This is a genomic window from Nonomuraea sp. AD125B (assembly GCF_041402765.1).
Lineage (GTDB): Bacteria > Actinomycetota > Actinomycetes > Streptosporangiales > Streptosporangiaceae > Nonomuraea > Nonomuraea bangladeshensis.
Map to the genome: position 1 here is coordinate 162211 of NZ_JBGLOU010000012.1, position 19853 is coordinate 182063.

Consider the following 19853-nt stretch of genomic DNA (forward strand, 5'->3'; position numbering starts at 1 on the left):
CAAGCGGACTGCATGCGCTGTGGAGAATCTGAAGTCATGAACATGCAGCCTTCCGCCGCCAGCGTCAGCGTCACCGTCATCGTGCCTGCGATGAACGAGGCCGACAACCTGCCCCACGTCTTCGCCACGCTGCCCGAATGGATCGACGAGGTGATACTCGTCGACGGCAACTCAACCGACGACACCGTCGCCGTCGCGCGGAAGCTGCGCCCCGACCTGCGGGTCGTCGTGCAGACCCGGCGCGGCAAGGGCAACGCGCTCATCGAGGGCTTCCAGGCCGCCAAGGGCGACATCATCGTCATGATCGACGCCGACGGGTCCACCGACGGCCGGGAGATCCGCAGCTTCGTCGACACGCTGCTCGCCGGCGCCGACTTCGCCAAGGGCTCCCGCTACGCGCCCGGCGGCGGCTCCGACGACCTCAGCCCCGTGCGCTCGCTCGGCAACAAGGCCCTGACGGGCCTGACCAACCTGCTGTACGGCACCCGCTACACCGACCTGTGCTACGGCTACAACGCCTTCTGGGCGCGCCACCTGGACGCACTGAACCTCGATTGCGACGGTTTCGAGATCGAGACGCTGATGAACGTCCGCGCCGCCAAGGCCGGGCTCGTCATCCGCGAGGTGCCCAGCCACGAGCGCTCCCGCATCCACGGCACCAGCAACCTCAACGCCGTCCGCGACGGCCTGCGGGTGCTGCGCACCATCCTCCGCGAGCGGTCCGGGCGTGCCACCGTAGGGGGACGCACCCAGGTCGCCTTCGCGGAGTGACGGATGGCATTCTTCAACGATGCGCTACATCGTGATCGGAGCGGGAGCCGTCGGCGGCGCCATCGGGGCGCGTCTGCACCAAGGAGGCCATGACGTCCTCCTCGTCGCGAGAGGCGCCCATCTGGCGGCACTACGCGCCGACGGACTCCGCTTCATCACGCCGGAGGGCGCCGAGACCCTCCGGATCCCCGCGGCGGGCGGGCCGGTGCCGGCCCGCGCCGACGACGTGCTGATCCTCGCCACCAAGTCCCAGGACACCGTCGCCGCACTCGACGGCTGGTCCCGCGACCTGCCCGTGGTGTGCGCCCAGAACGGCGTCGCCAACGAGCGCGAGGTCCTGCGGCGCTTCCCCGACGTCTACGGCATGTGCGTGTGGCTGCCCGCCCAGCACCTGGAGCCCGGGGTGGTGGCCGCGTACGCGCAGCCCTGCACCGGCATGCTGCACGTCGGCCGCTATCCCCAGGGTGTGGACGACCTCACCGAGCGGATCGTCGCCGACCTCGGCAAGCACGGACTCGCCGCCCGCGCCACCCCCGATGTGATGCGCTGGAAGCACGGCAAGCTGCTCGGCAACCTCGGCAACGCCGTCGAGGCCCTGGTGGGCCACCCCGACGGCATGGCCGACCTGGCCGAACGCGCCCGCGCCGAGGCGCGGACGGTCCTCGGCCGGGCCGGCATCCCCTACTCAACCCCCGAGGAGGAGGCCGCGGTGCGCGGCCACCAGGTGGACGTCCGCCCCATCGACGGCGTCCGGCGCGGCGGCGGCTCGTCGTGGCAGAGCCTGGCCAGGGGCAGCGGCTCCATCGAGACCGACTACCTCAACGGGGAGATCGTCCTGCTCGGCCGCCTGCACGGCGTGCCCACCCCGGTCAACGAGGTGCTGCGGCGCGAGGCCGACCGATGCGCCCGCGAGAAGCTGCCGCCCGCCTCGATGCCGCTGGAGACGCTCAACGCGCTCATCGACGAGCGTTGCGCAGCCGGATCCCGCTGAACTCCAGGCTGCTGGCCGTCACCTCGTTCCAGAACGACCACAGGTTGGGCAGCACCCGCAGCTGGATGCCCGCCCGCTCGTGCAGCTCGAACAGGTCGCCGACGGGCTCGGGCGGGCCCAGCGGCTCGACCGGGACGGTGGCGACCACCGCGTGCGGCGGGTCGCCGATCGGCCTGAACTCGCTCGCCGGCAGCCGGTAGGCGAACAGCTCGACCTCCCGCATGGCCTGCAGCCAGCAGTATTCGACGGCGTGCACCCGCTCGCCGCAGCCGGCCCCGATGATCCTGGCCCGGTCGTCCTCGGTGGTGCGCGGGCCCACCCACGCCATCGCGCGCGGGCAGGCGCGCGGGAACCAGTAGTCGGGGCAGCGCTCGGGACCGACCGCCCACACGTACGGCTCGGCCAGCGAGGTGGTCACCGCCACGTGCGGGACGAACCGCGCGATCGACGGGTCCTCGGAGAAGTGCAGCACCTGACCGGGCTCTGGTCTCATGAAAGTCATCATCGCGCATACCCCCGCGCCCGCCGGGCAGATGAAACCCACTCTTACGACAAGGGGTGAGTCGGATGATCTTCCTGGGTTTGATCCTGGTCCTGCTCGCCGTCGGCGCCGGTGTCCTGGTCTTCACCGAGGAGAGCAGCAGGTACATCCTCTTCGGTTACACCTTCGAGCTCAACCAGGTCGAGATGTTCCTCGCCGGGGCGGTCACGGCGGCCGTCCTGCTCGCGGGGCTCTGGATGCTGAGCTCGGGCGCGCGCCGTACGGCCAAGCAGCGTCGCAGCCTCCGCGCCCAGCGGGCGGAGGCCTCCAGCCGCGTGGCGCGACTGGAGGAGGAGAAGCGCGAGCTCGAACGGCGTCTCGAGCGTGAGCACGCCGCCAAGCAGGCTCCCGTCAAGGGCGTTCCCGCGCAGCGGGAGCACACCGCCCAGCACACCGCCCGCCACTCGGCGGTCCCCGAGGACGACCGCCTCGTGGCCCGCGGCTCCGAGGACAGCAGGCGGTAAGGCCGTCAGGCCACGTCACGCGGCTTGTGGCGCGAGGGCAGGAGCTTGCCCTCGCGCCACAGCGCGAACCCCGTCACCAGCGCGCCCACGCCCTCCCAGAGCCCGACGCCGAAGAACTTCGCCGGCGCGGCCCCGGTCAGCACGAGCGTGGTGAAGACCGCGAAGGTGACCAGCCGGAAGGGCACGGTCCAGCGGAAGAACGGCGTGTAGTCGGCCGCCGCCGCGAACAGGTAGTAGACCCCCATGTTCACCGCCGCCATGGACGAGGCGGCCATGTAGACCAGCGTGTAGTCCCCCGCCGGTCGTGCGTCGAGGACCTCGAACCCCAGCATGGCCAGCAGCGTCGCGGGCGAGACGAGCCCGAGCAGGCCCAGCGCGAAGGCCAGGAATCCGAACACCGCCATGGTCCAGCCGGAGAAGGAACGCGGGAGACGCACAGGAATCCTTCCGAAGGGGGGTGTAATCTGCGAGGCGATCTCATCATGCACCCGGAGGTCGCATGCCCCCCAAGCGTGGCCGTCCCATCGCGGTGAAGCTCCTCGTCCTGCTGCTCGTCCCCCTGCTGTCCCTGGCCGGGCTGTGGGCGTTCGCGGCGGGCCTGACCGGCGGAGACGGGCTGCGCCTGCTCGCGATCAGCGAGCTGGCCACGAACGTGGCCCTGCCCTCGGAGAGAGCCGCCGCCGAGCTGCAGAAGGAGCGGCTGGCCTCGATCGAGTTCATGGTCGGCGACCTGCCGCTCAGCAAGGTCACCGAGCAGCGCACCCGCACCGACCAGGCCGTGGCGACCTTCCGTTCCTCCGCCAGGCCCATGCGTGACCTGTCGCCGGAGATGGCGACCCAGCTCAACGTGGTGTTCGGCAAGCTCGACCAGCTCAGCGAGACCCGCCGCGGCGTGGACGCCCGCACGAGGGCGCCGCTCGACGTCATCAATGGCTACAGCACGACCGTGGACGCCTTCTTCCGCATGTACGACGCCATGATCCTGGTGCCCGACACGGGCCTCTACCGCCAGGCGCGGGCCTCGACCATGCTCGGCGAGGCCACGGAGATGCTCTCGCGCGAGCGGGCGCTCATCGCGGTCGTGCTCTCCGCGGGCCGGGTGGGCGCGCGGGAGCGGGAGGCGTTCACCGGGATGGTCGCCACCCGGCGACTGCTGCTCAACCAGGCGCTCCCGCAGCTCGACAACAAGCTGCGGGGGCAGTACGAGCGGTTGGTCGCCTCGCCCGTCAACAAGGAGTTCCTGACGGCCGAGAACGCCATCAGGGACCAGGCGACCGCCGCCGGCCTGCCCGCCGCGGCGGCCACGTGGCCGGTCGACGCCCAGAACATGTGGACCGTGGTCGAGCGCGAACAGGTGCGGCTCACCCAGGACATCACCGGCCGGAGCAAGCCGGCCGCCATCGGGCTGCTGGTCAAGGTCGGCGTGGCCGGCGGCTTGGGCCTGATCGCGGTGGTCGCCTCGGTCCTGCTCTCGCTGCGCTTCCGCCGGCGGCTGGTGGAGGAGCTGGCCGGGCTCCGCGACGCGGCCACCGAGCTGGCCGAGGTGCGCCTTCCCGCCCTGGTCGCGCGGCTGCGGACGGACACCTCCAAGCCGACGCCCGAGGAGACCGCGCCGCTGAAGGTCGTGACGCACAGCTCCGAGGTGGACGACATCGTCAAGGCGTTCAACCGGGTGCAGTCGACCGCCGTCGAGGCCGCCGTGGACCAGGCCAGGCTGCGGCACGGCGTCAACCAGGTCTTCGTCAACCTGGCCAGGCGCAACCAGTCGCTGCTGCACCGCCAGCTCCTCCAGCTCGACAGCATGGAGCGGGCCGCCGAGGAGCCCGGCATGCTGGCCGACCTGTTCAAGCTCGACCACCTGACGACCCGCATGCGCCGGCACGCCGAGAGCCTGATCATCCTGTCCGACCAGAGCCCCGGCCGCGCCTGGCGCAACCCGGTGCCGATCCACGACGTGCTGCGCGCCGCCGTGGCCGAGATCGAGGAGTACGAGCGGGTCGAGGTGCTCTCGACGCCGCCGGTCGCGCTCGTGGGCTCGGCCGTCACCGACGTGGCCCACCTCCTGGCCGAGCTGATCGAGAACGCCACCCTCTTCTCGCCGCCGCAGACCCGGGTGGACGTACGCACCTCGACCAGCCCGCACGGCCTCCTGGTCGAGATCGAGGACCGCGGGCTCGGCCTGCCCCGCGCCGAGCTGGACGAGCTCAACGACCGGCTGGACCGCACCCCCGAGTTCGACCTGGCGCAGAGCGAGCGGCTCGGGCTGTTCGTGGTCAGCCGGCTGGCGGCCAGGCACGGCATCAAGGCGACCCTGGTGGCCTCCCCGTACGGCGGCCTGACCGCGGTGGTGGCGCTGCCGTCGTCGCTACTGGCCGATCAGCCGGCCCTGGCCGGGCGCTAGGTAGGCGATCACGCCGGAGACCCGGGCGGCCGCGGCGGCCACGAGCCGCGCGTGGGCGTGGTCGGCGAGCAGCCGCCCGGCCTCCTCGACGGTGAAGAACCCGTAGCCGTCGAGCTCCTCGGCCTGCAGCGTGATCGGCGTGTCCGAGCGCACCTCGCCGCAGTCGAACATGAAGTTCACCAACGGGTAAGGCACGTAGGGCAGCCCGTCGACCCAGGCCACGGTCAACAGGGGGCCGACCTTGACGGTGAGCCCCACCTCCTCGGCGACCTCCCTCGCGCACGCCTGCGCGGGGTGCTCCCCGGCGTCGATGATGCCGCCGGGAAAGCCCCAGTGCTCACGGTAGTTGGGATTCACCAGCAGGACCCGGCCGCGCTCGTCCGTGATGTACGCCGCCGCCCCGCAGACCGCCCGGTTGACCGTCCCCCAGAAATCGTCCACCCACGAACTATGGCAGAACCTGGAGCAGCGCCCGGTTCCTCGCCCGCGCCGGCTCGGCGAGCCGCTGCAGCTCCGCGCCGGCGGCGTCCAGCACGACCAGCGTGTTGGCGGGCGATCCCGCCACCCGCACCACCAGGCGGCCGTCGGCCAGGTAGGAGGCGCCGATGAGCCGGCCCTTCACCTTCGGCGCCTGCCGCCGGCCCGTCACGAGGTCGAGCACGACCGGCTTGAACGCGGCCGGCCAGCTCCCGTCGCCGAGCGCGTCGGGGTTGGCCGGGAACTCCACGACGGCGCGGCGGCCGTCCGGCGACAGGCTCTGGACGTGCGTGACCTGCTTGACGCCCTTGGCCCGTACGGCCTTGCCGGTCTTGACGTCGAGCCGGTAGACGGCGTCGGCCTCGCCCGTGTAGCCGGCGAGATAACGGCCGTTCGCCGACCAGGCGAGGTGGCAGACGCCCTTGGAGCTTCCGAGCTTGCGCGGCGGGACGCTCGCGTCGGCCTTGACGGACATGACGGCGTCGCCGCCGCCCGCGTAGGCGACGCGGGTGGAGTCGGGCGACCACACGGGCGTCAGGCAGGGGGTGCCGCCCTGGAGGCCGCTCGCCAGGGTGACGGTCCTGCCGCCCTCACGGACCTGGAGCCGGCCGCCCTGCGTCACCCAGGCGGCCTTCTTCCCGTCGGGCGAGGCGGCGACCTGGGGCAGCGTGCCGGTCCTCGCCAGCGTGTGCCACGCGCCGTCCTGGTAGCGGTCGAGCCGGTCGCCCCCGTACACGGCGGCGCCCGACAGCGGCTGCGGGGCGGCGGCCACGGCCTGCGCAGGGGCCGCCAGGGTGAGGCCGAGCACGACGCCGGCCACGATGCGAATCTTCATGGATGGCATCGTGACAGGTCAGCGCGCTCATAGGCGTACGAACGGCTCGCTGAAGTGGGAGGTGGCGAGCACCGCCCGCTCGGCCCGCAGCCGCTCCAGCACCTCGGCGCGGGTGCGGGCGGCGGCCTCGCGGTCGTCGTCGTAGCAGTAGTGCACGCCCGGGTCGTCGAGCTGGACCGGGTGGAGGACGAGGTCGCCGGTCATCGCGAGGTCGCCGGCCCGGACGATCTGGTGGCCGGGCGTGTGGCCTGCGGTCAGGTGCACGTGCACGCCGGGCGCGACCTCGGCGGCGCCCTCGACGACCTGGAGCTGCTCCTTGACGGGGGCGATCAGCCGGTCGAGCGCGCCGTCCCCGGCGGCGTCGAGCTCGGCGCGCTGGAGCACGTAGCGGGCGTTCTCGAAGACCGGCCGGCCGTCGTCGGTCACCCCGCCGCTCGCGTGGTCGCTGTGCAGGTGGGTGAGGACGACGGTCTCGACGTCGGCGGGCGCGACGCCGGCCGCGGCCAGCTCGCCGGTCAGCGTCCCGGGGACCGGCGCCCAGCTCGCCGCGAGCGAGCCGTGGCCGCCGATGCCGGTGTCGACCAGCGTGAGGCGGCCCGTCGCGGAACGCAGCAGGTAGCAGTGGAAGTGCAGGACCCAAGGCTCGTCCGGGAGCCCGGAACCGGGGAACATCTCGGGCAGCGGGCGGCGGATCGCCGCCCCCATGGGGCCCACGGCGTCGCAGAGAGGCGTCACCTGGACGCCGGAGACGGTGATCGGCTGATGCGGCACGAACCCCAGACTAGCTAGGCGGCGACCGGCTGGAGCGGGGCGACGTACTCGTTCTCGAGGTCGGCGGCGTACACGGCGCGGCAGCAGTTGGCGCAGCGGTACATGATCGGGCCCTCGTCGAGCTCGTGGTGGCACCGCGGGCAGTGGTTGACGGTCTTCATGATGGTGCTCCCCCAAGGAGTTCTTTCTTGTCTGCGTCCAGGAAACCCCGGCGAAGTTGCAGGGGCCCTGCATGCCACTTGACACCATGAAGCCGCTGCGCTGGGGGTTCTGCGCCTTTAGAGAATTGTCACGCGCGAGGCCGCGGATGCGCGGGGGAAACGCCGACAACCGCCCGGGAATAGTCCGAGAGGGCTAGACGTTTCATGGGTCGGATCGTGTGGTATGTTCCCACTCAAGCGTTGAGCTTCAGCTCCGCCGATCTTCATCACAGCCTCGCCCCGGCTCTTTCCGGCAGGCCCGGCTGCTTCCTCATCATCCGCCAGGCCACACCTTCGGCCCGGCGCCTTCCCAAGAGGTTCACCATGTCTGTGCACACCATTCCGCGACAGCGCGCGGACTCCGCCGACCGGCGGGTGGACGGCCTTCTCGATGTACGCGACAAGAACGCGTTCATCAGGGCCGGGCACCTTCCCGGAGCGGGGGACGTCCGTGTGCCCCCCGAGAAGATCAAGCAGTTCGGCCTGCGTCCCGGCGACCACGTCGTGGCGTCGTACACCGGCGGCAGGCTCGTGAGCGTCGAGTCGGTCAACGGCTCGCCGCACTGGCGGGAGCGGCCGGCGTTCGCCGAGCTCGTGCCCGTCCACCCGACCGAGCGGCTGCGCGTCGAGACCGAGTCGCTCAGCACCCGCGTCATCGACCTGTTCGCGCCCATCGGCAAAGGCCAGCGCGGCCTGATCGTGGCCCCGCCCAAGGCCGGCAAGACGATGGTCCTGCAGGCGCTGGCGGCCGGGATCGCCCGCAACCACCCCGAGGCCCACCTGCTGGTGGTGCTGGTGGGCGAGCGGCCAGAAGAGGTCACCGAGATGCGCGCCGGCATCCCCGGCGAGATCTTCGCCTCCACCTTCGACCACCCCGACCGCGACCACACCGCCGTCGCCGAGCTGGCCGTCGAGCGCGCCAAGCGGCTCGTCGAGGACGGCCGCGACGTCGTGGTGCTGCTCGACTCCCTGACCCGGCTCGGCCGGGCCTACAACAACCTGGCGCCCGGCGGCGGCAAGGTGCTCACCGGCGGCCTCGACGCCGGCGCCCTCTACCCGCCCAAGCGCTTCTTCGGCGCCGCCCGCAACGTCGAGGGCGGCGGCTCACTCACCATCCTCGCCACCGCGCTCGTCGACACCGGCTCCCGCATGGACAACAGCCTGTACGAGGAGTTCAAGGGCACCGGCAACATGGAGGTGCACCTCACCCGCGAGCTGGCTGAGCAGCGGCTGTTCCCCGCCGTGGACCTCGACGCCTCCGGCACCCGGCGCGAGGAGATCCTGCTGCACCCGCAGGAACGCCAGATCGTCTGGCGGCTGCGCCGCTCCCTGTCCGGCCTGGACCGGCAGCAGGCCGCGCGGATGCTCATCGACAAGCTGCGCGCCACCTCCTCCAACGCCGCCTTCCTGCTGGAGACGGCCGCCGCCGCCTGAGCGAATCGGAATGTATCCGAGACCGGGCGGGCGCGTTTCGCGTACAACTGCGGTGGGAGGTCAGCATGGCTACTCGTACCGAGTTGATGAACGCGCTGCGCCGCGCGCAGGAGTTGTCGGACCAGCACTGGCATTCCCTGGACCGGCCGCTGCTGCAACTGTCGAGCGGCCGCACCTGGACCGGGCCGACCGCTGACAGGTTCGCCGGCGACCTGGCGCACCAGCGCGCGGAGCTGTGGCGGGGGCTGCGCGGAGTCATCGACCACCTCCACGAGACGATCTCCCACCAGACCGTGATGGGGCCAAGGGACGAATGACTTTTTCCTCCATCCACGCCGGCGAGATGCACCAGCTCGGCTCCGGCGTGCAGAATGCGGGGAAAAGCCTGATTGAATGCGCGGCCCAGCTCCGGGCGATCCTGAACGAGGTCGAGCTCACGCACCCCGGGGTGGCGGCGATCGGCCGCGTCGGGCAGTGGCTGACCGACCAGGCCCCCGACCTCTACCGGCGGCGCGACCTCGCGTACGAGGCCGAGCAGGTCGACGTGGACGTCTTCGGCAACCCGCTGCCCGGCGCGACCGTCCCGACCGGGATGACCCGGATCGACGAGGCCAGGCTCATCCCGGCCGCGGTGCGCGCCGAGGCGGCCCGAGCGGCCCCGCTGTTCACGGCCGCCGCCCGCGGCGACGCCGACGCGCTGAAGCAGCTCACCGCCTTCAAGAACCGACTGTCCGACCCGCAGTTCGCCACCGCCCTCCTGGAACACCTCGGCCCCCGAGGTCTGCTCACGATCCCCGCCGCCATGGGCACACGGGTACGCAAGGCCCTCGACACCGACGACGACTCGGCAACGGCCGTCCGGCGCCAGAACCACGACGTCCTGTCCATGCTGAGCAAGGCGTTGGCCACGGCCACCGACCCGGCCGCGCACGCCCGTCTCAGCCGCAAGTTCCTGGAGGAGCTGAAGCGGCAAGGCCGCACCGAGATCCCGGCCCCGGACATGGGCGGCCTGACGAACCCCGGCTACTGGTCCCTCGGCCAGATCCTCGCGGCGGCGCCGAAGCAGGCGTACAGCGAGTGGTTCATGAAGACCATCGGCCAGGACATGATCCGCTGGGACCGCGACTACCTGAAGCAGCACCGCACCCGGTTCCTGCCAAAGGACACCGACGTCTACAACCTCCCCGCCCCCACCGAAACCCGCCCCTTCCAGGGCTCGGACGTCATCGGCGCCGCCGACCCGATCGCCGCGCTCCTGACCGTCGCGGGCACGTCGCGCGAACGCGCCCAGGCACTGCTCGACGACCGGGATCTCCTGAAGTACCTGATGAGCGACCGGCGTCCGCAGTGGGCGATGGGCGATCGCGGGGAGTCGCTGGGCGCGGCCATGGAGGCCGCCATGAAGGGCTCCGACGCCGACTCCAAACGACTGGTCGTCAGAGCCACACAGATCCTCGCGGACGACGTGCAGCCGCAGGTGTCGTTCAACAACGCCGGGGAGGTCGAGATCGAGAACCCATCCGAGCTGGATTGGCTCTCGGGCATCCGCGACAACCTGGGCCGCATCCTCGCCGAGCACACCGATGACGTCGTGTCCTCCTACTACAAGGATCATCCACGGCTGCCCGACAACGAACTCGTAGGCAACGTCGATGGGAAGAACACGGCACGATTCAACTCGACCGACCTCGATCTCGTCCTGCTCGATGTGGCCGCCGATGACCAGGGGTACCGGGCCCTGCTCCTCGGGCAGGTCGCGGACATGCGCGGGAAGATCGATCAGGCGATGGCGACACGCAACAGGGACTGGCTGAACAACGTGATCGCGCTCAACTCCACAGCGCTGGGGCATCTGGTGGAGGCACGTCGAATGGCTCTCGTCGGCCGAGGCAAGGAGGCCGACGCGGCGGACGAGGCGTTGCGGAAGCTGGTCCAAGAGGGAGTCGGCCTTGTCCCGATCCCCTTCGCCCAGCAGGTGGGCAAGGTGGGACTCAAAGCGGCCGGCACCATCTACGAGAACTTCGTCAGCAACGGTTACGCGAAAGCCGGAGACTGGCTGGTGCAGCAGAGCGGCCACGCCGGTGGAAACATGACGAAGGCCGTCGGTGACGCCGCCACGAACGACAAGATCGTCCAGCAATTGATGAGGCAGATGATGGAATCCTCTGCCGTGGCTCACGAATCTTACAACCGTGATGACCTCAAGGGGCCTTTCGTGACCGGCGACCCTCCGCGAATCAAACCTCCGCTCCACATGACCAGGAACGAATACGAGAGCTTCGTGGACTGGATCGAAGAGAATTCCACGGTGCCGGCCGACTACAAGGAAGTCCAGCAGACCACTGACATCGGAGCCAAGGAGCTCCTCGCCGATCTCAAAGCTGCTGCGGCCAAAAATGGGTAGTCTCGCAAGGTTGCTCTGCGCGACCGCCGCTGTCACGATGATCACCGGATGCACGCCAGATCCGCCCACGGCTACTCCGACCCCCCGCCTCACTCCCGTACGCGGCTCCGTTGCCGACCGCGCCCCTTACATCTGTTACTTCATCCCGCAGGCGGCCGTGGCCGACATCACCGGCTACACCGGCCCCTACGAAGCCGGTGACGACAAGCGCGATCCTGATGGCTACAGCTGCGTTGTATCCAACGATGAACAAAGTCTTTTCATCACCCGCTATGACGTGTCAGCTCCCCCAAGGGTCATCGAGAACTTTCTCGAATTTGGGAAACAAAGCAATCTGGTCGCACTTCCCGAGGAACTGGGCAAGGGAGGGATAAGCGACTTCGAGATCCGGATGTATCAGTACCGAAGGACGTCTGTCTGGTTCCGATGCGGATCCAACAACTCGCTCATCGCCATCACCGTCAAGCGCAATCCCGCCCGGGATCAGGACCACGACCTCATTCAGCTGATGAAGATCGCTCAGCGACGGTTCGCCGAGCTGTTCAAATGCCAACCCGGCGGTCCGCCGCAAGGCTAGTGCAACGGGAAAGCGCTGATCACTTAGATCCGGCAGGACCCTGGTCCTCGCCCGCACCCGCCAGGTCCTGCTCATCGGGCCTCGCCACGCAGGATCTGCTCGAAGGTGCGCCTCGCCGTGGCGATCACCGTCCATGCTGTTTCGTGGACGATCCGCTTGTCCCGGTCAGTACGGCGGACGAAGCCCTGCCCGGCAGCGGCACACAGCTCGTACGTCAACAGCCGGCATCCGCACGTCCACGACACCACACGGACGCGCGCCGCCCGGCGGGCCGGCTCATGCCAGGTCAGCATCAGATGACCCGGCAAGGGCGACGCGGCATGCGGCCCATGGAAGTCGCGAATCTCCCTCACCATGTCCTTCCCTCGAAGATCTCCACAAGGTTCTTGAGCGCGACCTCGACACGGACCAGTACGAGGTCGCGGGCGTGATCGCCTGGGGGCAGCCGGTATCCGTACCGCTCAAGCAGGACCCGGACCTCGACCGCCAGTGGTTCGAATCGCAGGTCTGTGGCTGGACAAGTCATGGGTCGGGCCTCCGCCATCTGGTCAAGGGCCCAGCTCCAGCGCCTTCCCGCTGGCATGGGCCATAACTTCAGCGAACGTGAGATGAAGGCACTGTAACGCAGGTTGGCCATGGCTGGCCAGGGCCTGGCCTGCCTATCCTAGGAGATTCCTGGCCGCCTAGCCTGCCCGTCGTGAGAATCGATCCTGACGGGCTGCGTGCCCCCTACCTCCAACTTGCGGACGCCCTTCGCGCCCGCATCGAATCAGGCGAGATTCCGCCGGGCCGCAAGGTGCCGTCTCAGATGGAGTTGGAGCAGGAATCCGGACTGTCCCGGAACACGGTGAAGAAAGCGCTCGACGTGCTCAAGAACGAGGGCCTTCTGATCACCGCGCCCGGTCGCGGACTGTTCGTCACTGAACGTCACGAAACCAAGCCGGCCGAGTAGATGACGTACCGGACTTGAATTCATCGCCCTGACTTGTCACCAGCGACGAGAACGGCATTTCGGCTGGTTCGGATATGCCTGGCACATAACTTGCTCTGAGAAAAGTGCCGGGATGCCTAGGATGCAACTGTGCTCAACCCTCGGGGCCCCGTACCGCTTTATCGCCAGCTCGCCAACCTCCTGCAGAAGCGGATCGACGACGGCGAGCTTCAGCCGAGTGCGCTTGTGCCGTCCGAGGCCGCGCGGGTCCGGGCCGGAGACTTCCAGCAGGACGTGCCGCTGCCGTCCGAGACACAGCTCGCGCAGCACTACGAGGTGGCCAAGGGCACCGTTCGGCGCGCTTTGTCGGTGCTCCGCGACCAAGGGTTGGTGTTCACGGTGTCAGGCCGTGGCACCTACCCGTCTCCATGAACAGGCCCGACTCCTATGGGCAGTGCATTGCCCGCGGGCTCTTCATGGCGTATCCGCCAGCGCGTGACTTCTAGAGTCGGATAGCGGCAGGTTCGGCTCGTGCAGGATTTCGGAGTTGCGCGAGAGACGGTGCGAAAGGCGACCGGGACCCTCAGAGGGTTCGGCCTTACTCCACGGTGCGCGGCACGGGCAGTTTTGTGACGGATCCCAGTGGATGGACAAAATAAGCCGGCCAGGGGTTTCGGTGGCGATTGCTGTAGCCGTCGTCGACTGCTGTGCAGGCGGGGCTTCACAGTCAGACGCTCCCGGGGCTCGGCACCGGGGGCTGCGCTTCCGGGGAGAAGGTCGCCCGGTCAGGACCGATCGCGGCGTTCGGCGGGTGTTCACGCAGGCTGGGGCGACGTTCGGCAGTCAGATGTAATAGTTCGCCGCCTTCCTGACCAAGAAGGGGAAAATCGGGCGCTACAGGAAGGCACACGGGATGGCCGACAATCCATCGCGGGATCTCCGCCAGACGATGCGGGATCCCGCGGCGTTCGAGGTCTTCTACCGAAGACACACCGAACGGGTGAGCCGCTTCGTGGCCCGGCGGATGACCGATCCACACACGGTGGACGATCTCACCACAGAGGTGTTCCTGGCCGCCATCGACACCGCGGCCACCTATCGGCCGGACCGGGGCAGCGAGGAAGCATGGCTGTACGGCATCGCACGCAACGTGGTGGCCTCCGAGCAGCGTAGAGCGGCCAAGGAACTGCACAAGAACGCCAGAGCGGCGGGACGGCGCACGCTGGACGCCGAGGACATCACCCGCCTGGAAGAGCGCATCGACGCGGAACGAGCCGCCCGCCCGCTGCTGTCCGCCATCGCCGGCCTGCCCGGAAGCCTGCGGGCCGTGGCCGAGCTGGTGGACGTGGACGGCCTGTCGGTAGCCGACGCGGCGGCCGCGTTGCGCATCCGCGTCAGCACCGCCAGGGTCCGGCTGCATCGCGCGCACCGCAGGCTTATGGCCGACCCGGCTGGTCGTCCGGAATCCATCTTGGAGGGATCGTCATGAATGAGACTCTTGCCGGGTTCGAACAGCGCCGGCTGGCCGAGCTGAAGGACCACATCACCACGCGGGCGGCAGCCGAACGCGACAGGCGGCCGCGCCGCCGGATCAGTCTCGCCGTGGCGGCCGGAGCGGTGGCCGCCGCCGTGGCCACCGTGGCCACCGTCACCTCCGTGGGGGGCGGCGACCCCGCCTATGCCGTCACCAAGGACTCCGACGGCATCGTCTATGTGACGGTACGCGACTTCCGCGACGCGGAGGGATTGAGCAGGCAGCTCGCCGATCTGGGCGTCCCGGCCCTCGTCGACTTCGTCCCCGCCGGCCAGAAGTGCAGGGACGAACGAGGGACCGTCGTGACCGACGTTCCGCGCGGCCTGTACTACCCGCCGACGCAGATTCCGGGAGACAAGGAGGGCCTGGGCTGGCGGATGCAGATCGACACCAAGCTGTTCAAGCCGGGCCAGACCTTCGTCTGGACCCTGGAGGTCGACCCCGTCTACGGATGGACCGGCACCAGCACCATCCTCATGCACGATCCCGTGGCGCCCTGCGTGCTGGTCCCCGACGACACCCGACACAACGTGCAGACCGTGTCTCCTTGGCCGGCCACATCTCTAAGGGGTTACGAGGTGGGCGGGAAGACCGTCGGCGAGGTCCGGTCGGAGATCGACAAGCGCGGCCTCAAGGTCACCTACCTCATCACCGAGCCCCATCCCGATAGCGACCGGTTGCCTCCCGAAATCGCGCGCAGCGTCCCTTACGTCATGTACCCCAACAAGCAGAGCACTCCGGTCGGCGATGATTGGTTCGTCTGGCAGGCGGACGAGCGGCAGCCGGGCACGATCCGGCTGATGGTCACCCCCAAGCTCAACGGCCGGGCCGGCGTCGATCACTGAGGCCGGTCGGCAGGGCCCGTGCACCGCGCGTGCACGAGAATGGGCCGCATGCTGGCTGACATCGTCGAATATCTCGTGTGCCCCGTCTGCCGCGCCGATCTGTGGCTGGACGAGCGGGCGCTGCGGTGCGCGGGCGGGCACGCCTTCGACGTCGCCCGGCAGGGGTACGTCAGCCTGCTCGTCGGGTCCCGCCCGCCCGGGACGGCCGACAGCGCGGAGATGGTGGCCGCCCGGGCCGCGTTCCTCGACGCCGGGCATTACGCGCCGCTGACAGCAGCCGTGGCGGCGGCCGTGGCCGAGGCCGTGCGGGCGGACGTGGCCGGAGAACATGAGCCGATTACCGAAACCAATGACGGCAGCCGGTTGAGGGCGTACCGTGGGGCGGTAATGGAGGCCGGTCGCGGCCCGGGGCAGGCAGAAGGCCCCGAGTCCGGCCGGGACAGCGTCGAAGGTCGTCGCGCGGGGGGCAGGTCCGCGCCGGTGATCGTCGACGCGGGCGCGGGCACCGGGCACTATCTGGCGGCCGCGCTCAATGCCGTGAACGATGGCATCGGGATGGCGTTCGATGTGTCGAAACACGCAGTGCGCCGGGCGGCGCGGGTGCATCCGAGGGCGGGCGCGTTCGTGGCCGACGTCTGGAAGCCGCTGCCCATCAGGGATGGGGTGGCGGACGTGGTGATCGACGTCTTCGCGCCCAGGAACGGCCCGGAGTTCGGGCGGATCCTGCGGCCGGGCGGGGTCGCGGTGGTCGTCACGCCGGCCGCCGAGCATCTGAGCCCGCTGGTGGGCGAGCTGGGGCTGCTCTCCGTCGACGAGGAGAAGGAGCGCCGGGTCGCGCGTGGCATGGAGGGCTTCGTCCAGGCCGGGCGGCGCACCGTCGCGTTCGACATGGAGCTGGACGCCGGCGGGATCGCCCAGGTGGTCGGCATGGGGCCGAGCGCGTGGCACACCGATCCGGCCGAGCTCGATGCCCGCATCGCGGCGCTTTTCTCCCCTGAGAGGGAGAGAGTGGTGACTCGCGCGGCGTTTCACCTGTCTATCTTCGAGCCCGCACCGCGTTCAAGACCTGCTCCTTGACTCACGTGTGCGACTGGTGTTACTGATGGGGCATTTAGTCCGAAATTCCCCCACATTCCCCAAGTATTTCTCCCAGACAGACGTAATACTGGACGGCATCCCGGGCCCGTTGGCACGGGACATCAACGGGAGGGGGCGCGCCGCATGAAGGCGGAGGAACGCTGGCAGGCCAGGTTCCGGGCCTCGCGCATGACGCTGCCGTCCTGGGCCCGCCAGGCCCCGCACCGCTCCATCTACCGCTCCAACGCCACCGGCAAGTGGGAGGTCTACGCCTGGGACCGCGTCACCGGCGCCGTCCGGCAGGTCACCGACCGGCCCAAGGGCACGGCGTACGCGGCGCTCGACCCCACCGGCCAGTGGATCTACTGGTTCGCCGACACCGAGGGCGACGAGTTCGGCGTGTGGTGGCGCCAGCCGTTCACCGGCGGCCCCGACCAGGAGGTGGCCCCCGGCCTGCCGCCCGGCCAGCCCGGCGGCATCGCGCTGTCCATGACCGGCGTGGCCGCGATCAGCTGGGCCAGCGAGGGCACCTTCCGCATCCACCTGGGCCGCCCCGGCGAGCCGTTCCGCCAGCTGTACGAGCACACCGAGGCCGCCTGGGTGGCCGCCATGTCGCTCGACGGCTCCCTCATCGCGATCAACCACGGCGAGTACGGCGACTTCCGCCATCCTGCGCTGCGCGTCGTCCGCCCCGACGGCAGCGTCGTCGGCGAGCTGCACGACGGCCCCGGCAAGGGCGTGACCGGCCTCGGGTTCGCCCCCGTCCCCGGCGACCGCCGGCTGCTCGCCCTGCACGAGCGCCGCCACCGCAACGAGCCGCTGGTCTGGGACCCGGTGACCGGCGAGCAGCGCGAGATCTGGCTGAAGGACTCCGGCGACCTCGACGCCGACTGGTACGACGACGGCCGCGCCCTGCTCATCCTGCGCGACGACCGGGCCCGCAGCCACCTGCACCGCTACGACCTCGGCGGCGGCACCCTGACCTCGATCGAGACCCCGCACGGCGTCATCGACGAGGCCGCGCCCCGGCCCGGCGGCCACGTCGAGTACTCCTGGTCCAGCGGGTCCAGGCCGCCCGTCATCCGCTCCACCAACGGCCAGGTCGTGGTCAACTCCGGCGGTCCCGCCGCGCCGCACAGCGTGCCGGTCGAGGACCTCGACGTCGAGGGCGAGGGCGGGCGCATCCACGCGCTGATCTCCAAGCCGGAGCACGGCCTCGCCCCCTACCCCACCGTCTTCCTGCTGCACAGCGGTCCGGCCATGCACGACCGCGACGCCTTCTCCCCCACGGTCGCGGCCTGGGTGGACGCGGGCTTCGCGGTGGTACGGGTCAACTACCGCGGCTCGACCGGCTACGGCACGGCCTGGCGCGACGCGCTCCACGGCGATGTCGGCCACATCGAGCTGGCCGACGTGGCGGCGGTGCGGCAGCGCGTCGTCGAACGCGGCATCGCCGACCCCGCCCGGCTGGTGCTGGCCGGCTCGGCGTGGGGCGGCTACCTCACGCTGCTCGGCCTCGGCACCCAGCCCGACCTGTGGGCGGCCGGCATCGCGGCGGCGCCGATCGCCTGCCACCAGACGTCGTACGAGGACGAGGTCGAGAGCCTGCGCGCCTACCACCGGGCGCTGTTCGGCGGCTCGCCCGACGAGCAGCCCGAACGGTACGCCGCCAGCTCCCCCATCACGTACGTGGACCGCGTGGGCGCCCCGCTGCTGATCCTCGCGGGCGAGAACGACACCCGCTGCCCGTTCCGCCAGATCGAGAAGTACGTGGCCAAGCTCGCCGAGCACGGACGCGAGCACGAGCTCTACACCTACGACGCCATCCACGGCTCACTGGTGGTCTCCGAGCAGATCGCGCAGATCGCGCTGCAGCTCGATTTCGCCAGGAAACATGTGAAAACCCGCTGACATATGACATGTCGTAAAGAGTTGGCGGTTTCGGTGTCTTGAACGTCGGCGGCCCGCGCTGTCAGGCTCGCGCGGAGCGCCGTCACGACCCGGTCCCCGGGACGTACGGGCCCCGCTCGCCCGGCCACGCCCTCCCCGGCCCCGCCGCCGTTCGGTCCTGCCCCGACCGGCGCGCCCGCCGGCGCGGAGGGCGGGCCCGGCGCCGGACGTACAAAGCCTGGCACCCGGAAAAGCGGTCAGCGGGCGCGCAGGACGACGATGGCGAGGTCGTCCGCGCTCGGCTCGGTGGCGAACTCGGCCACCCCGCGCCGGATGCGCTCGGCCACCGCCCGCGCCGACAGCCCCGCGCACTCGCCCAGCATCCTCGCCAGGCCGCCGTTGTCGTCGAGCAGCCGCCCGCCGTTGCGCCGCTCGGTGACGCCGTCGGTGACGGCGAGCAGCACGTCGCCGTGGTCGAGGTGGACGGTGTCGGCCTCGAAGAGGACCTCGTGGAAGACGCCGAGCAGCGACTGCGGCGTGGTCACCGCCTCGACCTTGCCGTTGGGACGCAGCCGCAGCGCCTCCGGGTGCCCCGCCGAGACCAGCCGCACCTCCAGCCCGCTCGCCACCGGCGTGATGTCGCCGTGCAGCAGCGTCAGGAAGCGCGCCCGTTCCCCTTCCTCCAGGATCGCCTGGTTGAGCCGCCCGAGCACGGCGGCGATGCCGTAGCCCTCGCGGGCCAGCAGCCGCAGCGTGTGCCGGGCCAGGCCGGTCACGGCGGCCGCCTCCGGCCCGGTGCCGCAGACGTCGCCGATGGCGAAGCGCCAGGAGTCGTCGCCCGCCTTGAACAGGTCGTAGAAGTCGCCGCCGACCTCGTTGGCCTCGCCGGCGGGCTCGTAGATGACGCCGTAGTCGAGCCCCGGCACCTCGGGCTCGTTGGGCGGCAGCAGGCTGCGCTGGAGCGCCCGGTTGGCGGCGGCCTGCTGGGCGTACAGCCGGGCGTTGTCCATCGCGAGCGCGGCGCGCCTGCCGATGTCGTCGGCGAACTGGATGACCTCGTCGGGGAAGCGGTCGGGCCGGCCGAGGCACATCAGGCCGAGACCGCGGCCGCGCGCCGTGAGCGGCACCGCCAGCACCTGGGAGTCGGGCAGGTGGAGCAGCGAGGTGACCCGGTCGTCGGCCTCGCTGACGTCCAGGCCGTCGAGCTGCTCGCGCAGCCCGTCGATCCTGGCCTCGTCGGCGTGCCACAGGTAGACCAGCCGCAGCGGCCCCGAGTCGCCGGCGGAGGTGTAGACCGCGCACCAGGTCGCCAGGCGCGGCACCACGATCTGGGCGATGATGGCGGGCACCATGTCGGGGTCGAGGGTGCCGGCGAGCAGGTCGCTCGCGTCGGCCAGGAACCCCAGCCAGTGGGGTCCGTGTGAGCTCTCCTCCACCCGCTCGGCGGCCACGCGGTCCACGGAGCCCGGTAGCGTGAGTCTTGCCCAATGGACACGGGAATCGCCCCTGAAGGTGACTCCCCACTCCTCGACGTTCGCGGAAGGAGCCTTCGGATCACCGTGGGAAACCATGCGCTGACGGAACTCCACCCGCACCGCATCCCCAAAATGCTGCCAAATTACTTCAAAAGGCTCGTCAGCGACTTGCTCTGCCAAATCCCCCGCTACCTGCTCGGCGGTATGGAGCACGCCACCAGCGGCCCACGCGGTC

At 70.2% G+C, this 19853-nt stretch carries 22 protein-coding genes; 14 read left to right on the forward strand and 8 right to left on the reverse strand.

All coding sequences use genetic code 11. The annotated features are described in order from the left end of the window. The first annotated feature begins 36 nt into the window (after positions 1 to 36). Positions 37 to 771 (forward strand): glycosyltransferase family 2 protein, encoded by a 735-nt coding sequence (locus ACBR40_RS30010; protein WP_371250911.1) that lies wholly within the window; start codon positions 37 to 39, stop codon positions 769 to 771. Positions 772 to 790: 19 nt separating this feature from the next. Beyond that, positions 791 to 1762 (forward strand): ketopantoate reductase family protein, encoded by a 972-nt coding sequence (locus tag ACBR40_RS30015; RefSeq protein ID WP_371250912.1) that lies wholly within the window; start codon positions 791 to 793, stop codon positions 1760 to 1762. Here the strand turns inward: ACBR40_RS30015 and ACBR40_RS30020 are convergent. Further along, complete coding sequence (locus ACBR40_RS30020) at positions 1728 to 2255, reverse strand: DUF6886 family protein (protein ID WP_344208520.1); 528 nt, start codon at positions 2253 to 2255, stop codon at positions 1728 to 1730. The genes ACBR40_RS30015 and ACBR40_RS30020 overlap by 35 nt on opposite strands. 74 nt (positions 2256 to 2329) lie before the next feature. Here ACBR40_RS30020 and ACBR40_RS30025 point away from each other — a divergent pair, with 74 nt between their 5' ends. Beyond that, entirely contained in the window at positions 2330 to 2767 is a 438-nt protein-coding gene (locus ACBR40_RS30025) for a hypothetical protein (protein WP_344208522.1), read from the forward strand. Between the two features lie 5 nt (positions 2768 to 2772). Here the strand turns inward: ACBR40_RS30025 and ACBR40_RS30030 are convergent, their stop codons facing one another. Further along, on the reverse strand, positions 2773 to 3204 hold the full coding sequence (locus ACBR40_RS30030) for a hypothetical protein (RefSeq protein WP_371250913.1): 432 nt from the start codon (positions 3202 to 3204) through the stop codon (positions 2773 to 2775). Between the two features lie 62 nt (positions 3205 to 3266). Here ACBR40_RS30030 and ACBR40_RS30035 point away from each other — a divergent pair, with 62 nt between their 5' ends. Further along, entirely contained in the window at positions 3267 to 5168 is a 1902-nt protein-coding gene (locus tag ACBR40_RS30035) for a nitrate- and nitrite sensing domain-containing protein (RefSeq protein WP_371250914.1), read from the forward strand. On the opposite strand, the gene ACBR40_RS30040 is transcribed toward ACBR40_RS30035, so the two are convergent. The 4 genes from ACBR40_RS30040 to ACBR40_RS30055 are packed head-to-tail and all read right to left on the reverse strand — an operon-like array spanning position 5133 to position 7412. Next, the gene (locus ACBR40_RS30040; RefSeq protein WP_371250915.1) at positions 5133 to 5609 is read right to left on the reverse strand and encodes an NUDIX domain-containing protein; all 477 of its coding nucleotides are present in this window, start codon (positions 5607 to 5609) and stop codon (positions 5133 to 5135) included. The genes ACBR40_RS30035 and ACBR40_RS30040 overlap by 36 nt on opposite strands. 7 nt (positions 5610 to 5616) lie before the next feature. Beyond that, the gene (locus ACBR40_RS30045) at positions 5617 to 6480 is read right to left on the reverse strand and encodes a hypothetical protein (RefSeq protein WP_371250916.1); all 864 of its coding nucleotides are present in this window, start codon (positions 6478 to 6480) and stop codon (positions 5617 to 5619) included. Between the two features lie 27 nt (positions 6481 to 6507). Beyond that, on the reverse strand, positions 6508 to 7251 hold the full coding sequence (locus tag ACBR40_RS30050) for an MBL fold metallo-hydrolase (RefSeq protein ID WP_371250917.1): 744 nt from the start codon (positions 7249 to 7251) through the stop codon (positions 6508 to 6510). Positions 7252 to 7265: 14 nt separating this feature from the next. Further along, the gene (locus ACBR40_RS30055; RefSeq protein ID WP_329587265.1) at positions 7266 to 7412 is read right to left on the reverse strand and encodes a hypothetical protein; all 147 of its coding nucleotides are present in this window, start codon (positions 7410 to 7412) and stop codon (positions 7266 to 7268) included. Positions 7413 to 7616: 204 nt separating this feature from the next. Between ACBR40_RS30055 and rho the strand changes: the two genes are divergently transcribed. From rho to ACBR40_RS30075, 4 genes are all read left to right on the forward strand, one after another. Continuing rightward, the gene (gene rho / locus ACBR40_RS30060; RefSeq protein WP_371250918.1) at positions 7617 to 8885 is read left to right on the forward strand and encodes a transcription termination factor Rho; all 1269 of its coding nucleotides are present in this window, start codon (positions 7617 to 7619) and stop codon (positions 8883 to 8885) included. Between the two features lie 65 nt (positions 8886 to 8950). After that, positions 8951 to 9202: a hypothetical protein gene (locus tag ACBR40_RS30065; RefSeq protein ID WP_091087807.1), complete on the forward strand. Its 252-nt coding sequence runs from the start codon at positions 8951 to 8953 to the stop codon at positions 9200 to 9202. Then, a complete protein-coding gene (locus tag ACBR40_RS30070; protein WP_371250919.1) occupies positions 9199 to 11289 on the forward strand; it encodes a hypothetical protein in 2091 nt (696 codons plus the stop codon). Before ACBR40_RS30065 ends, ACBR40_RS30070 begins: the two co-directional genes overlap by 4 nt. Positions 11290 to 11299: 10 nt before the next feature. Beyond that, the gene (locus ACBR40_RS30075; protein ID WP_371250920.1) at positions 11300 to 11866 is read left to right on the forward strand and encodes a hypothetical protein; all 567 of its coding nucleotides are present in this window, start codon (positions 11300 to 11302) and stop codon (positions 11864 to 11866) included. A gap of 71 nt (positions 11867 to 11937) precedes the next feature. On the opposite strand, the gene ACBR40_RS30080 is transcribed toward ACBR40_RS30075, so the two are convergent. Then, on the reverse strand, positions 11938 to 12222 hold the full coding sequence (locus tag ACBR40_RS30080; protein WP_371250921.1) for a hypothetical protein: 285 nt from the start codon (positions 12220 to 12222) through the stop codon (positions 11938 to 11940). 341 nt (positions 12223 to 12563) lie between these two features. Between ACBR40_RS30080 and ACBR40_RS30085 the strand changes: the two genes are divergently transcribed. From ACBR40_RS30085 to ACBR40_RS30110, 6 genes are all read left to right on the forward strand, one after another. Then, positions 12564 to 12818, forward strand: coding sequence for a GntR family transcriptional regulator (locus ACBR40_RS30085; RefSeq protein ID WP_371250922.1), 255 nt, complete (start codon positions 12564 to 12566; stop codon positions 12816 to 12818). Positions 12819 to 12947: 129 nt separating this feature from the next. After that, positions 12948 to 13229, forward strand: coding sequence for a GntR family transcriptional regulator (locus ACBR40_RS30090; RefSeq protein ID WP_371250923.1), 282 nt, complete (start codon positions 12948 to 12950; stop codon positions 13227 to 13229). Between the two features lie 481 nt (positions 13230 to 13710). After that, positions 13711 to 14286: an RNA polymerase sigma factor gene (locus tag ACBR40_RS30095; protein WP_371250924.1), complete on the forward strand. Its 576-nt coding sequence runs from the start codon at positions 13711 to 13713 to the stop codon at positions 14284 to 14286. Then, positions 14283 to 15176: a hypothetical protein gene (locus tag ACBR40_RS30100; RefSeq protein WP_371250925.1), complete on the forward strand. Its 894-nt coding sequence runs from the start codon at positions 14283 to 14285 to the stop codon at positions 15174 to 15176. The genes ACBR40_RS30095 and ACBR40_RS30100 overlap by 4 nt, the downstream gene beginning before the upstream one ends. A 48-nt stretch (positions 15177 to 15224) precedes the next feature. After that, a complete protein-coding gene (locus tag ACBR40_RS30105) occupies positions 15225 to 16253 on the forward strand; it encodes a putative RNA methyltransferase (protein WP_371250926.1) in 1029 nt (342 codons plus the stop codon). Positions 16254 to 16397: 144 nt separating this feature from the next. Further along, positions 16398 to 18164 (forward strand): prolyl oligopeptidase family serine peptidase, encoded by a 1767-nt coding sequence (locus ACBR40_RS30110; protein WP_371250927.1) that lies wholly within the window; start codon positions 16398 to 16400, stop codon positions 18162 to 18164. 236 nt (positions 18165 to 18400) lie between these two features. Here ACBR40_RS30110 and ACBR40_RS30115 read toward each other — a convergent pair whose 3' ends face one another. Further along, positions 18401 to 19603, reverse strand: a complete 1203-nt coding sequence (locus tag ACBR40_RS30115) for a GAF domain-containing SpoIIE family protein phosphatase (RefSeq protein WP_344208555.1) — start codon at positions 19601 to 19603, stop codon at positions 18401 to 18403. Between the last annotated feature and the right edge of the window lie 250 nt (positions 19604 to 19853).